This is a genomic window from Campylobacter sp. JH23, assembly GCF_017846595.1.
Taxonomy (GTDB): Bacteria; Campylobacterota; Campylobacteria; order Campylobacterales; family Campylobacteraceae; genus Campylobacter_D; species Campylobacter_D coli.
In genome coordinates, this window is the sequence record NZ_JAEQBP010000003.1 from 26,355 (window position 1) to 40,035 (window position 13,681).

The window sequence follows — 13,681 nt, forward strand, 5'->3', positions numbered from 1 at the left end:
TGAATTTATAAAATTCACAAATATTTCTTATCAAACCATCTCCAATAAAAAGCCGCAAATATAAATACCACTCCAAGTAAAGCCGTGATTATAGCAAGCTTAAAACCTTGTTCAAACAATAAGCCCATGAGTTGAGAAATAAGAGCGCTAAAGCTAAGATAAACCATATCTGTATAAGCAATCACTCTGCCATAGTAAGTTTTATCACAATTTTTCTGAATCATAGTATAAGTATAAGCCCAAAGGGATGAGGTACAAAATCCCGCAGCAATAAGGCCTATAAATGAAATATAAAAATTAAACTGGGTTAAAGCCCAAAGTATAATTCCTAAACCTTGACCTAAGTATAGAAAAAATACATTTTTATTGTTTGTGATTTTACTTAGAAAAATAGGACCAAAAGCTAAAGCTAAAGCCCTTATTGCATTTAAAAACCCTATAACCAAAGCAGCGGATAAAACTTCTTTGTATTCGTGTTGGGCTAATAAAGTTACGAGTGTTTCATAAGCGGTAAGTCCTATAAAAGCGTGCAATATAATAAGATGAAGGATAATTTTATTTTGTAAAACATATAAAAAACCTTCTTTAATCAGAATAAAAAATTTATTTTGAATTTTTTGTTTAAAATGAGGAATATGAAGTTTGGTTAAAAATAAAATTCCAATAATTATCAGACAACAATCAAACAAAAAGGCCGCTTTAATGCCAAAGAAATTGATAAAAATTCCCGCACTTGCCATACTTGCTGTATAAGAAACCGCCCAAATTACACTATGCATCTCATTAGCAAGCTTGAGTTCTTTTGGATTTAAAATTTTAGCTAGCAAGCTCATTTCAGCTTGAAAATAAATCGAAGCCACGCAAAGTCTAACAAAAATTAAAATAAATAAAAGCCAAAGCATGCTAAGACTGGTTACAAAGATAAGGCAGAAAATAGAAACAAGTTCTATGCTAATCATACTTAACAAAAGCTTTTTGGGTTTGTTTTTTTCTACTATAACTCCATTAATAGGAGCAAGCAAAACTCCTGGTAAAAAAGCAAGCATAGCGCTTGTAGCCGTTGCCCAAGTAGGAGCGTTAAGGCTTACTAAAAGAGTAAAAACACCTGTTTGGGAAAACCAAGCGCCAAAATACACGATAAATTGTACTAAGGTTAGTATTCTAATATTTTTATTATTTTTCAATAAGTCAATATAATTCATAAGCGAAACTATAGCATAATTTATGTTTTTAAATGCTATAATAAAGCTAAAAATGGATTTAAGGAAATAACTTGAAAAGATTAGATAAAGAAGAAGCTCTTTATTTGTTAAGGAATGCAAATTTAGCAGAACTTGGAGAAATAGCTTATCAAAGAAAATTAGAACTTCATCCCGAAAAAATCACCACCTTTGTTGTAGATAGAAATATAAACTACACCAATGTTTGTTGCATAGATTGTTCTTTTTGTGCTTTTTATCGCCATCATAAAGAAGATGACGCTTATATTTTGAGTTTTGAAGAAATTGGTAAAAAAATCGAAGAGCTTGAAGCTATTGGAGGGACGCAAATTCTTTTTCAAGGCGGGGTGCATCCTAAATTAAAAATAGAATGGTATGAAGAGCTTGTTTCGTGGATTAAGGAGCATTATCCAAATATTACCGTGCATGGTTTTTCTGCAGTTGAGATTGCTTATATTGCCAAGGCTTCTAAAATTTCAATTTCTGAAGTTTTACAAAGACTTCAAGCTAAAGGTTTGTTTTCAATACCTGGAGCGGGTGCTGAGGTATTAAGCGATAGAGTGCGAGATATTATCGCGCCTAATAAATGCGATACTGCTACTTGGCTAGAAGTACATAGAAGAGCGCATGAAATCGGTATGAAAAGCACTGCTACTATGATGTTTGGAACGGTTGAAAGTGATGAGGAGATTATAGATCACTTCGAGCATTTAAGAAAATTACAAGATGAAACAGGAGGATTTAGAGCTTTTATTTTATGGAGTTTTCAAAGTGAAAATACAGCATTAATCCAAAAACATCCTGAAATCATGAAGCAAAGTTCAAACAAATATTTAAGACTTTTAGCTTTGGCTAGACTTTATTTGGATAATTTTAAAAATTTACAAAGTTCTTGGGTAACACAAGGTTCATTGATTGGGCAACTTGCTTTAAAATTTGGGGCCAATGATTTAGGCTCAACCATGATGGAAGAAAATGTTGTAAGCGCTGCAGGTGCGAGTTATAGAATGAATCAAGATGAGATGATAAGACTGATTAAAAGCTTAGGTGAAAATCCCGCTAAGCGTAATACAGCTTATGAAATTTTAGAAAGGTTTTAATGCAGAATTTAGAAGTTAGTAGAGTAAAAATTCCTTTTATTTTTGAAGAAAATAACGATTTTCCTATTGTTATCTTAAAGCTTGTTTTTAGAAATTGTGGAAGAAGTTATGATGAAATAGCAGGACTTGCAAAGATGTTTGCAAGAATTTTAAATGAGGGTGTAGATGATAGCTTTTTTAAAGAATTGGAATTTAAAGCTGTAAATTTGGAAGCAAGTAGTGGTTTTGAAAGTTTAGAAATCAATCTTTCTTGCTTGAAAGAAAATTTTGAATTTGCTTTAAAACACTTAGAAAACTTACTCTTAAATCCTAGATTTGAAGAAAAAATTTTAGAAAAATTAAAAATCAATGCCCTAGGTGAGCTTGCTAGTAAAAATAGTGATTTTGATTATTTAGCAAAAAATTTGCTTAATAGCGAAATTTTTGAATGTAAAGAATTTCAAAGTCCAAATGATGGCGATGAAAAAAGTATCAAGCAAATTTCTTTAAGCGACTTGGAGAGTTTTTATAAGAAAAATATTAATTTAAGTAATCTTGTAGTGATTTTAGGCGGGAATTTAGCCCAAGAAAAGGCTAAAGGCTTATTAAATAAATTATTAGCAAAACTTCAAAAAGGCAGTCAAAATTCACAAAAAACTTATGAAATTAACTCAAAAAATAAAGACATAATCCAAATCAGAAAAGAAAGCGAACAAGCCTATATTTACTTTGCTGCACCCTTTTTTACAAAATTTAATGATAAGGATTTTTATCTTGCAAAAATCGCACTATTTATTTTAGGTCAAGGCGGTTTTGGATCAAGGATAATGGAAGAAATTCGTGTTAAAAGAGGGCTTGCGTATTCTGCTTATGCTATGCTTGATATGAATGCATCTTTTACTAGAGTTTTTGGTTATTTGCAAACTAAAAATGAAAGTGCTAAAGAAGCTAAAAAGATAGTTAAAGAAGTATTTAGAGATTTTGTAAAAGAAGGAGTGAGTCAAAATGAGCTTGTGCAGGCTAAAAATTTTCTCATAGGTTCAACTCCTTTGCGTTATGAAAGTCTTAGTAGGCGTTTGTCGATAAGTTTTAATGAGTACTATCAGGGATTGCCAAAAGGATATTATAAAGAAGAATTAAAGCTTATAGAAAAAGTAGAGCTTCAAGAGCTAAATGCTTATATTCAAAAACATAATGAAATTTTAGATTTAAATTTTGCAAGTATTGCAAATGAAAATTAAAGAAAATGATTTTGATTTTTTTAAAAAATTAAAAATTAAAAGCGCGATTGATTTAGCGCTTATCTTACCTAAAAAAATCGAAAATTTAAGTCCAAGCAAAACACCTAAAGAAAATGAGCTATGCACTCAAAAAATAATCATTAAAAGCATTCATTCAAAAAAAGGTCAGCTCTTTGGTTTGGGATTTTGTAAAGAGTGGAGTCAAGACATTTCCTTTGTGTTTTTTCATCCTAGGGCTTGGCACTTTGGAATTTGCAAAATAGGCAAAGAACTTATTTTAAATGGGAAACTTACGCGTTTTGGCCATGTTTGGCAATTTAACAATCCTAAAATTTTAACTTCTTTTGCAGGTTTTGCTCCAAAATATCAAATTCAAGGTTTACAAGATAAAAAAATTTCTGAATTTATACACAAATATCTTAATTATGAAAATTTAAAAGAAAGTGGGATTGAGGATAAATATATCCATTTTCTTTTAAATTTACACACTTATGATGAAAAAAGTTTTTTGATGTTTGAGAATTTGGAGCGCTTTGAGAAAGATTTAAAATATATTGAAATTTACAATTTTTTAAAACGCTTGAAGGCTAAAAAAAGTCACTTTAAAGCTTATGAAATTGAAATTTTCAATATAGCCAATTGGCTAAAAAATTTACCCTTTTCACCCACTCGTGATCAATTAAATGCTTTAAAGGATATAGAGCAAGATTTGGGCTCTAAAGAAGCTAAAAGACGGGTGATTATGGGGGATGTAGGCTGTGGCAAGACTTTGGTTTTGTTGGGCGCTGCTTTGATGGTGTATCCAAAACAAGCTATCTTAATGGCTCCTACTAGCATACTTGCCAATCAACTCTATGAAGAGGCAAAAAAGCTTTTGCCTGAATTTGTGGATATTTTATTTATTAAAGGGGGTAAAAAAGAAAAAGATTTGGAAGAAAAAATTAAAAAAGCCAATTTGATTATAGGAACCCATGCGCTCATTCACCTTCAAAGTCATAATGCTGTGCTTGTAATGATAGATGAGCAGCATCGCTTTGGCTCTGCACAGCGTCAGCAAATTTATTCTTTAAATGAAAATGAATTAGCCCCACATTTTATACAATTTTCTGCAACTCCCATTCCAAGAACTTTAAGCATGATACAATCAGAACTTTTAAATTTTAGTTTTATCAAGGAAATGCCTTTTAAAAAGGATATCACCACTCTTTGTATACAAAATGAAGGTTTTGCAAAGCTTAGTGAAAAAATCAAAGAAGAAATCGCACAAAATCATCAAATCATCATCATCTATCCCTTAGTCAATCCAAGCGATAAAATTCCTTATCTTTCTTTAGAACAAGCAAGGAGGTATTGGGAGGATAATTATGAAAAAGTTTTTGTTACGCATGGAAAAGACAAGCAAAAGGATGAAATTTTGGAGCGGTTTCGTGATGAGGGAAATATTTTATTAAGCACCACAGTCGTAGAAGTAGGAATTTCATTGCCAAGGCTTAGTACTATTGTTATTGTAGGAGCGGAGCGCTTAGGCCTTGCTACCTTGCATCAACTTCGCGGACGCGTGGGCCGTGTCGGACTTAAAAGCACTTGTTATCTTTATACAAAACTCAAAGAAATTCCAAGTCGTTTAAAAGAATTTGCTAGTACTTTAGATGGTTTTAAAATCGCAGAACTTGATCTTAAAAATCGTTTGAGTGGAGATTTGCTCGATGGATTTATCCAGCATGGAAATGAATTTAAATATTTTGATTTTTCCAAAGATGAATACATTTTGGAAAAAGCAAAAAAAGATTTGATGGAAATATAATCTTAATGTCCACCAAAACGATAAAGCATATTTTGAAAATGCGAGGCTATCATTTGTGCGCGCTGTAAAATAACATTTTTCATTTCTTCATTATTGTAAATTTTATCTAAACTTTCTTCAAAAAGTCCTAACCAAATTCCAAAAAATTCTTGCGGAAAAGGAGGCAAATCAAGATGTTTTTTTAGAGGTTGTCCGATATAATCACCTTCCCCTAGCAACATTCCTGCCCAAAAATTCCCTATTTTTGCTTTGTGCTCTTTCCAAGCTTCATCGCTAGTTCCTATGGCATTGTTAAAAATAGGCCCTAAATCCTTATCTTTTCTTATTTTGTCATAAAAAAGTTCCATAAGTTTAGCTATACTTTCTTGATTTATAGTTTCATATTTCATTGTGTTTGCCTTTGGATAAAAATTTATCGTTAATATAGCACAAACAAAATGAGATAAAATTAACATAGGTTAAATATTATAATGCAAGAGTATTTAGATTTTTTAAAGGGTATAGGTAAAATAAGAAAATTTGAAAAAAATAATATTTTATTTTTTGAAGGCGAAAAGGCATTAAAATTTTTTATTCTTTTAAAAGGTAGAGTGCGTGTATACAAAAGCACAGCAGGCGAAAAAGAGATTACTTTGCATTATTTTACCCCGCCTAATTTTATAGCCGAAATGCCTACATTTAAGCGTTTGAGATATCCAGCAAATGCTATTTGTGAAGAATATTGTGAAATTTTAGAAATTGATTTTGAAGATTTTGAAACCCTGTGCAGCCAAAATAAAGAATTTAATTTCTTGCTTATTTCATCTCTTTTTGAAAAAATTAAAATTTTAGAAAAAAAATTATTAGAAAATTCTTTGGATTTAAAAAGTAAACTTGCAAGATATCTTTTGGAAAATGAAAAGAATTTGGCTCAAATTTCGCAAAGACAAATTGCAGTGGATTTAAGTGTTCGTGCTGAATCTTTGTCAAGAATTCTAAAAGAATTTAAAAATTCAGAGCTAATTGAGACAAAAAAGGGTAAAATTGAGATCCTAGATAAAGAGGGTTTAAAAAAAGGACTTTGGTAATAGGAATAAAATGGATTTTGATTTTATACTAGCTAATTCAAATGCTTTTATTGCAGCTGCTTGGCTTACTTTAAAACTTAGTTTTTTTGGTATTATTTTTTCTATAATTATAGGCTTTTTTTGTATTTTAATGAGTTATTTTAAAATAACGATTATGGAAGCTTTTTGTAAAGTTTATATAGAATTTTCTCGCAATACTCCTTTATTGATACAGCTTTTTTTCTTGTATTATGCTTTGCCTAAATTTGATATTCATTTAGAACAAATTCCGCCTTTGAATTTGATTTGTTTAAGTGTAGATGAGGCTTTGCGTCCAGCGTTTGCTTGTGCTATTGTGGGGCTTAGTTTTTTGGGCGGTTCTTATATGGCAGAGAGTTTTAGAGCTGGTTTTGAAGCCATTAAAAAGCAGCAATTTGAAGCAGGTCTTTCTTTGGGTTTTACTAAATTGAATAATTTGCGTTATGTTATAATGCCTCAAGCTTTAGGGGTTTGCTTACCAGGAATAAGCGCAAATATTGTTTTTCTTATTAAAGAAACCTCTGTTGTGAGCATTATAGCTTTGCCGGATTTAGTCACAGTTATGAAGGGTTTAAATTCACTTACTTATAAAACGGATGAGCTTTTATTGCTTTTGTTTTTGGGATATTTATGTATCATACTGCCTATTTCTTTGTTTTTGTTCTTTTTGGAAAAAAGGTTTTCAAATGTTTGATCTATTAAATCCAGATACTTTAAGTCGACTTTGGAAAGGCTTGTATATCACACTTGAAATTTCTATTGTAAGTATTATTATAACTTCTTTTGGCGGGCTTTTTTTAGGTATTTTGATGAGTCTGAAAAATCGTTATATTTATATTTTATGTCGTTTTGCTTTAGAATTTGTTCGTGTTATGCCGCTACTAGTATGGCTTTTTATGGTATATTTTGGACTTTCTAGATGGTTGGGTATAAATTTAAGCAGTGTAAGTTCGGCTATTATTGTTTTTAGTATTTGGGGAAGTTTTGAAATGATGGATTTGGTAAGAACTTCTTTAAAAAGCATTCCTAAACACCAATACGAAAGTGCAGCAAGTCTTGGTTTAAATAAAGCTCAAAGTTATTTTTATATTATCATTCCTCAAGCTATGCGTCGTTTAACACCTATGAGTATGAATTTATTAACACGCATGATTAAAAGTACAACTTTTGCTTATTTAATCGGTGCGGTAGAGCTTGTAAAAGTGGGGCAGCAAATCATCGAATTTAACAATAAAAATGATTTAGCACCATTTATTATTTATGGTCTAATCTTTTTTATCTTTTTTTTAATTTGCTATCCTGTTACTTTATATTCTAAAAAATTAGAAAAAAAATGGAGTTAAAATGAGTATTTTAAAGATAAAAAATTTGCAAAAATATTATGGCTTTCATCATGCTTTAAAGAATATCAACTTAGAAGTAAAACAAAAAGAAGTGGTGGTGATTTTAGGTCCAAGTGGTTGCGGAAAATCTACTCTTTTGCGTTGTATTAATGGGCTTGAGGAAATTGCAGATGGGGTTATAGAAATAGGACAAGATAAGATCGATAAAAATTTTAAAGATTGGACAAGAGTGCGTCAAAAAGTGGGTATGGTATTTCAATCATACGAGCTATTTGAACATTTAAGCGTGAAAGATAACATACTTTTAGGTCCTTTAAAAGTACAAAAAAGAGCTAAAGAAGAAGTTTTGCAAGAAGCTAAAATTTGGCTTGAAAAAGTAGGTTTAGCACATAAAATCGATGCTTATCCAAAAGAGTTAAGCGGAGGGCAAAAACAAAGAATAGCTATAGTGCGCAGTCTTTGCATGAATCCAGAGCTTATGCTTTTTGATGAGGTTACAGCAGCACTTGATCCTGAAATCGTTCGTGAAGTTTTAGAGGTAATTTTAAATTTGGCAAAAGATGGAATGACTATGCTTATAGTCACTCACGAGATGGGATTTGCAAGAGCGGTAGCCGATAGAATAATTTTTATGGATAATGGAGAAATTATCGAAGAAAATACTCCTGATGGTTTTTTTGAAAATCCTAAAAGCGAAAGAGCTAAGAAATTCCTTAATTTATTTGACTATCATAAATGATTTCAATAAAAAATCTTAGTTTTTGTATTTTTAATGGGAAATTTTTAATTATGAAATTGTTTTTTAAATAATTTATAGCGCATAATCTTGACAAACTATTTTTTTTCAGATATAATAACATCTTTAAATTATTTGCTGGTTTAGCTCAGTTGGTAGAGCAGCTGCCTTGTAAGCAGCAGGTCGGGGGTTCAAGTCCCTTAACCAGCTCCATTATTTTAGCAGTGTTTGACCAGAATATTACAATAAGCTTAGATGTAATATTTCATTTATGGTGAGTTACTCAAGTGGCCAACGAGGGCAGACTGTAAATCTGCTGGCTTTCGCCTTCCGTGGTTCGAATCCACGACTCACCACCATGCTTTGCGGGAGTAGCTCAGTTGGCTAGAGCATCAGCCTTCCAAGCTGAGGGTCGCGGGTTCGAGTCCCGTTTCCCGCTCCAAAGTTTGACTGGGAGCTGTATTTTTTTTCTAACTTACAGTAAATCCCCTAAAATTGTTTTTTAGTTGTCTATGTTTTTATATAATTTTTCTGAGCGCTCGTATGGCTCAGAGGTAGAGCACTCCCTTGGTAAGGGAGAGGTCGCGGGTTCAATTCCCGCTATGAGCTCCATAAAATTGAAAAAATTATAAATATAGACTTGCCTTGTTAAATTTTTATATGGAGGAAAAAATGGCTAAAGAAAAATTTTCACGTAATAAGCCACATGTAAACATTGGTACTATTGGTCACGTTGACCACGGTAAAACTACTTTGACAGCTGCTATTTCTGCTGTTCTTTCAAGAAGAGGTTTGGCAGAACTTAAAGATTATGATAATATTGATAACGCTCCTGAAGAAAAAGAAAGAGGTATCACTATTGCAACTTCTCATATTGAATATGAAACAGATAATCGCCACTATGCACACGTTGATTGTCCAGGTCACGCTGACTATGTTAAAAACATGATCACTGGTGCTGCTCAAATGGACGGTGCTATCCTTGTTGTTTCTGCAGCTGATGGTCCTATGCCACAAACTAGAGAGCACATCCTTCTATCGCGCCAAGTAGGTGTTCCATATATCGTTGTATTTATGAATAAAGCAGATATGGTTGATGATGCTGAACTTTTAGAATTGGTTGAAATGGAAATTAGAGAATTATTAAGCTCTTATGATTTCCCAGGTGATGACACACCTATTATTTCAGGTTCTGCTTTAAAAGCTCTTGAAGAAGCAAAAGCTGGACAAGATGGCGAATGGTCAGCGAAAATTATGGATCTTATGGCTGCTGTTGATAGCTATATTCCAACTCCAACTCGTGACACTGAAAAAGATTTCTTAATGCCAATTGAAGATGTTTTCTCAATTTCAGGTCGTGGTACTGTTGTTACAGGTAGAATTGAAAAAGGTATTGTAAAAGTTGGTGATACTATAGAAATCGTTGGTATTAAAGATACTCAAACAACAACTGTAACTGGCGTTGAAATGTTTAGAAAAGAAATGGATCAAGGTGAAGCAGGGGATAATGTTGGTGTTCTTCTTCGTGGTACAAAAAAAGAAGAAGTTATCCGCGGTATGGTTCTTGCTAAACCAAAATCAATTACTCCACATACTGATTTCGAAGCTGAAGTTTATATCCTAAATAAAGATGAGGGTGGTAGACATACTCCATTCTTTAATAACTATAGACCGCAATTCTATGTAAGAACAACAGATGTAACAGGTTCTATTAAATTAGCTGATGGCGTTGAAATGGTTATGCCTGGTGAAAATGTAAGAATTACTGTAAGCTTGATTGCACCAGTAGCGCTTGAAGAAGGTACTCGTTTTGCTATCCGTGAAGGTGGTAAAACTGTTGGTTCAGGTGTTGTTTCTAAAATTATTAAGTAATTTTAAAAGCCAAGTTTAATACTTGGCTTTAAATTTTTTAAGGAAAATATAAATGAGAATTAAAGTTGGTTTAAAATGTGAAGAATGTGGTGATATTAATTATAGCACCTATAAAAATGGCAAAAATACTACAGAAAAATTGGAATTAAAAAAATATTGCCCAAGATTAAAAAAACACACACTTCACAAAGAAGTTAAGCTAAAAAGTTAAGCTTATGCCCTAGGGCAATAGCTCCAACGGTAGAGCACCGGATTCCAAATCCGATGGTTGGGGGTTCGAATCCCTCTTGCCCTGCCATAATTAAGGTTTAAATAAATGGAAAAATTAATAACTTATTTTAAATTATCAAAAGTCGAATTAAGGAAAGTAATTTTTCCTTTAAAAGAACAGGTAAGAAATGCTTATATTACAGTTTTTGTAGTGGTTGCGGTTATTTCTTTGTTTTTGGCGTTAGTGGATTGGATTATGTCCTCTATTGTTTCTGCGATTGTATAAAGGAGAACAAAATTTGAGTACTCATAAATGGTATGCAATCCAAACTTATGCTGGTAGCGAAATGGCAGTTAAAAGAGCCATTGAAAATTTAGTAAAAGATAATGGAATCGAAGAGCAACTAAAAGAAATAGTTGTTCCGACTGAAGATGTTATTGAATTTAAAAATGGAAAAGAGAAGATAAGTGAAAGAAGTTTGTATTCTGGGTATGTTTTTGCACATCTAGATTTAAATACAGAACTTTGGCATCGCATTCAATCTCTTCCAAAAGTTGGTCGTTTTATTGGAGAATCAAAAAAACCTACTCCTTTAACAGAAAAAGATATTAATTTAATTTTGGAAAAAGTGCATAATCGTGCTGCTCCAAAACCTAAAATCTCTTTTGAAGAAGGAGAAAATGTAAGAATTACTGAAGGTCCATTTGCAAACTTTACTGCTATAGTAGAAGAATACGATATGGTTCGTGGATTATTAAAACTTAATGTTTCTATTTTTGGACGTTCTACTCCAGTAGAGATCTTGTATTCTCAAGTTGAGAAAATAATTTAATTTATATCAAGTAAGGAGATTTGTTATGGCTAAAAAAGTCGTAGGCGAAATTAAATTGCAAATTGCAGCTACAAAAGCTAATCCATCACCACCTGTAGGTCCTGCTTTGGGTCAGCAAGGTGTAAATATCATGGAATTTTGTAAAGCTTTTAATGAAAGAACAAAGGATATGGCAGGATTTAATATTCCTGTTGTTATTACTGTTTATGCTGATAAAAGCTTTACTTTTATTACAAAACAGCCACCTGCTACAGATTTAATTAAAAAAGCAGCTGGAATTTCTAAAGGTACAGATAATCCACTTAAGAACAAGGTAGGTAAATTAACTCGTGCCCAAGTTTTAGAAATTGTTGATAAAAAAATTGCAGATTTAAATACTAAGGATAGAGATCAAGCTGCGAAAATTATTGCAGGTTCAGCTCGCTCTATGGGTGTTGAAATCGTAGATTAAAACCTTTTACCGCTAAGGTAAAAAGCGGTAGCACTTTAAAAATGCGGAGAAAAATATATGGCTAAAATAACTAAAAGATTAAAAGAATTATCACAAAAAATTGATGTAAGCAAAGAGTATGCTTTAAATGAAGCAATTGAAACAGTAAGAAATTTAAAATCTGCAAAATTTGATGAAACTGTTGAAATCGCACTTAAATTGAATGTTGATCCAAGACATGCAGATCAAATGGTTAGAGGTTCTGTTGTACTTCCTGCTGGAACAGGTAAAAAAGTTCGTGTAGCTGTTATTGCAAAAGATGCTAAGGCAGATGAAGCAAAAAATGCTGGAGCAGATATTGTAGGAAGTGATGACTTGATAGAAGAAATTCAAAAAGGCAATATGAATTTTGATGTATTAATCGCAACTCCTAATTTAATGGGTCTTGTGGGTAAAGTAGGTAGAATCTTAGGACCTAAAGGTTTAATGCCAAATCCAAAAACCGGAACAGTTACTATGGATGTAGCTCAAGCAGTTAATAATGCTAAAAGCGGACAAGTAAATTTCCGTGTAGACAAACAAGGAAATATTCATGCAGGCCTTGGAAAAGTAAGTTTTTCTAAAGAGCAACTTTGGGATAATATTTCTACTTTTATTAAAGCGATTAATAAACATAAACCTGCAGCAGCTAAAGGTAGATATATTAAAAGCGCAGCTTTGTCTTTAACAATGAGTCCTTCTGTAAAACTTGAAACGCAAGAATTACTTGATATGAAGTAAGAGTTGCTATAATGCAACTCTTTTTAAATAAACATCTGAAAAAATTTTTATTTTTTGAGATGTTTATTTTAGATTGAAGATAGTCGAGGCGAAAGCTTAATTTGGGTAAAACCACTCTGCTTGAAATCTCAGTCGGAAAGGAGAAAATGTGACTAGAAGCGAAAAAGTTGAGATTATTGCTAAGCTTCAAGAAGAATTTAAAATTAGCGAAGCAATTGTAGTTTGTAATTACAAAGGCTTGAGTACTAAAAAGCTTGAAGAACTTAGAAATAATGCGAGAGAAAACAATGTAAAAGTTCAAATTATTAAAAACACTTTGGCTAACATTGCTCTTAATAATTCCGGTAAAACAGGTCTGGTTCTTAAAGATACTAATGTTTATCTTTGGGGCGAGGATCAACTTAGCGTTTCAAAAGTAGCAGCTAAATTTGAAGAAAATAATGATAAATTTGAAATTAAAACTGCTCATATTGAAGGCGAAGTTGCAGATGTTGCTAAGGTTAGAGCTTTGGCAAAAATGCCTTCTCGCAACGAGTTGCTTGCTATGCTTTTGCAAGTTTGGAATGCGCCAATTACCAATTTCACTATTGGTTTAAATGCGCTTAAAAATAAAAAAGAATCTGAATAATAAATAAAGGATAAAAAATGGCAATTTCTAAAGAAGATGTATTAGAATTTATTTCAAATTTAAGTGTTCTTGAGCTTTCTGAGCTTGTAAAAGAATTTGAAGAAAAATTTGGTGTATCTGCTGCTCCTGTAATGGTAGCAGGTGGTGCAGCAGCAGGTGGTGCAGCAGCTGCAGCTGAAGAAAAAACTGAATTTGATATCGTTTTAGTTGATGGTGGTGCTAAAAAGATCGAAGTAATTAAAATCGTTCGTGCTTTAACTGGTCTTGGACTTAAAGAAGCAAAAGATGCAGTAGAGCAAACACCTTCAACCTTAAAAGAAGGCGTGGCTAAAGCTGATGCAGAAGAAGCTAAAAAACAACTTGAAGAAGCTGGTGCTAAAGTAGAACTTAAGTAATTAAGCTTTAAAAGTTTAAGAAGAT

The 13,681-nt window shown here is 32.2% G+C and carries 17 protein-coding genes and 5 tRNA genes; 20 read left to right on the top strand and 2 right to left on the bottom strand.

Annotated features, from left to right (window positions below):
* Nucleotides 1–14: 14 nt before the first annotated feature.
* Nucleotides 15–1,202: an MFS transporter gene (locus KAR88_RS03165; RefSeq protein ID WP_002778467.1), complete on the bottom strand. Its 1,188-nt coding sequence runs from the start codon at nt 1,200–1,202 to the stop codon at nt 15–17.
* Between the two features lie 71 nt (nt 1,203–1,273).
* Here KAR88_RS03165 and KAR88_RS03170 point away from each other — a divergent pair, with 71 nt between their 5' ends.
* The 3 genes from KAR88_RS03170 to recG are packed head-to-tail and all read left to right on the top strand — an operon-like array spanning nt 1,274 to nt 5,344.
* The gene (locus KAR88_RS03170) at nt 1,274–2,320 is read left to right on the top strand and encodes a dehypoxanthine futalosine cyclase (protein ID WP_002778468.1); all 1,047 of its coding nucleotides are present in this window, start codon (nt 1,274–1,276) and stop codon (nt 2,318–2,320) included.
* On the top strand, nt 2,320–3,540 hold the full coding sequence (locus KAR88_RS03175) for a pitrilysin family protein (protein WP_002778469.1): 1,221 nt from the start codon (nt 2,320–2,322) through the stop codon (nt 3,538–3,540). Before KAR88_RS03170 ends, KAR88_RS03175 begins: the two co-directional genes overlap by 1 nt.
* On the top strand, nt 3,530–5,344 hold the full coding sequence (gene recG / locus KAR88_RS03180; RefSeq protein WP_002778470.1) for an ATP-dependent DNA helicase RecG: 1,815 nt from the start codon (nt 3,530–3,532) through the stop codon (nt 5,342–5,344). The genes KAR88_RS03175 and recG overlap by 11 nt, the downstream gene beginning before the upstream one ends.
* Nucleotides 5,345–5,346: 2 nt before the next feature.
* Here the strand turns inward: recG and ctb are convergent, their stop codons facing one another.
* Entirely contained in the window at nt 5,347–5,733 is a 387-nt protein-coding gene (gene ctb / locus KAR88_RS03185; RefSeq protein ID WP_002780786.1) for a truncated hemoglobin Ctb, read from the bottom strand.
* Between the two features lie 81 nt (nt 5,734–5,814).
* On the opposite strand from ctb, the gene nssR reads away from it, so the two are divergent.
* The 17 genes from nssR to rplL all read left to right on the top strand — a co-directional run bounded on the left by nssR (nt 5,815) and on the right by rplL (nt 13,656).
* Nucleotides 5,815–6,411, top strand: coding sequence for a nitrosative stress-sensitive transcriptional regulator NssR (nssR, locus tag KAR88_RS03190; RefSeq protein WP_002780788.1), 597 nt, complete (start codon nt 5,815–5,817; stop codon nt 6,409–6,411).
* A gap of 10 nt (nt 6,412–6,421) precedes the next feature.
* Nucleotides 6,422–7,123, top strand: coding sequence for an amino acid ABC transporter permease (locus KAR88_RS03195; RefSeq protein WP_002778476.1), 702 nt, complete (start codon nt 6,422–6,424; stop codon nt 7,121–7,123).
* Nucleotides 7,116–7,772, top strand: coding sequence for an amino acid ABC transporter permease (locus KAR88_RS03200; RefSeq protein WP_002780790.1), 657 nt, complete (start codon nt 7,116–7,118; stop codon nt 7,770–7,772). The genes KAR88_RS03195 and KAR88_RS03200 overlap by 8 nt, the downstream gene beginning before the upstream one ends.
* Before the next feature lies 1 nt (nt 7,773).
* Nucleotides 7,774–8,511, top strand: a complete 738-nt coding sequence (locus KAR88_RS03205; RefSeq protein WP_002779794.1) for an amino acid ABC transporter ATP-binding protein — start codon at nt 7,774–7,776, stop codon at nt 8,509–8,511.
* Between the two features lie 134 nt (nt 8,512–8,645).
* Nucleotides 8,646–8,721: transfer RNA gene (locus tag KAR88_RS03210), tRNA-Thr, on the top strand.
* 60 nt (nt 8,722–8,781) lie between these two features.
* Nucleotides 8,782–8,867 (top strand) — tRNA-Tyr (locus KAR88_RS03215).
* Between the two features lie 6 nt (nt 8,868–8,873).
* Nucleotides 8,874–8,950: transfer RNA gene (locus KAR88_RS03220), tRNA-Gly, on the top strand.
* A 95-nt stretch (nt 8,951–9,045) separates the two neighbouring features.
* A tRNA-Thr gene (locus KAR88_RS03225) sits at nt 9,046–9,120 on the top strand.
* 60 nt (nt 9,121–9,180) lie between these two features.
* Nucleotides 9,181–10,380 (top strand): elongation factor Tu, encoded by a 1,200-nt coding sequence (gene tuf, locus KAR88_RS03230; protein WP_002779448.1) that lies wholly within the window; start codon nt 9,181–9,183, stop codon nt 10,378–10,380.
* Between the two features lie 52 nt (nt 10,381–10,432).
* On the top strand, nt 10,433–10,591 hold the full coding sequence (rpmG, locus tag KAR88_RS03235) for a 50S ribosomal protein L33 (RefSeq protein ID WP_002779449.1): 159 nt from the start codon (nt 10,433–10,435) through the stop codon (nt 10,589–10,591).
* A gap of 11 nt (nt 10,592–10,602) precedes the next feature.
* Nucleotides 10,603–10,678: transfer RNA gene (locus tag KAR88_RS03240), tRNA-Trp, on the top strand.
* Between the two features lie 18 nt (nt 10,679–10,696).
* Nucleotides 10,697–10,876: a preprotein translocase subunit SecE gene (gene secE / locus KAR88_RS03245; RefSeq protein ID WP_002779450.1), complete on the top strand. Its 180-nt coding sequence runs from the start codon at nt 10,697–10,699 to the stop codon at nt 10,874–10,876.
* A gap of 13 nt (nt 10,877–10,889) precedes the next feature.
* Nucleotides 10,890–11,423: a transcription termination/antitermination protein NusG gene (gene nusG / locus KAR88_RS03250; RefSeq protein ID WP_002779451.1), complete on the top strand. Its 534-nt coding sequence runs from the start codon at nt 10,890–10,892 to the stop codon at nt 11,421–11,423.
* A gap of 25 nt (nt 11,424–11,448) precedes the next feature.
* Nucleotides 11,449–11,874: a 50S ribosomal protein L11 gene (rplK, locus tag KAR88_RS03255; protein WP_002779452.1), complete on the top strand. Its 426-nt coding sequence runs from the start codon at nt 11,449–11,451 to the stop codon at nt 11,872–11,874.
* A 57-nt stretch (nt 11,875–11,931) separates the two neighbouring features.
* Entirely contained in the window at nt 11,932–12,633 is a 702-nt protein-coding gene (rplA, locus tag KAR88_RS03260) for a 50S ribosomal protein L1 (RefSeq protein ID WP_002779453.1), read from the top strand.
* A 148-nt stretch (nt 12,634–12,781) separates the two neighbouring features.
* The gene (rplJ, locus tag KAR88_RS03265; RefSeq protein ID WP_002779454.1) at nt 12,782–13,261 is read left to right on the top strand and encodes a 50S ribosomal protein L10; all 480 of its coding nucleotides are present in this window, start codon (nt 12,782–12,784) and stop codon (nt 13,259–13,261) included.
* A 17-nt stretch (nt 13,262–13,278) separates the two neighbouring features.
* Nucleotides 13,279–13,656: a 50S ribosomal protein L7/L12 gene (gene rplL / locus KAR88_RS03270; protein WP_002779455.1), complete on the top strand. Its 378-nt coding sequence runs from the start codon at nt 13,279–13,281 to the stop codon at nt 13,654–13,656.
* The last annotated feature ends 25 nt before the right edge of the window (nt 13,657–13,681 follow it).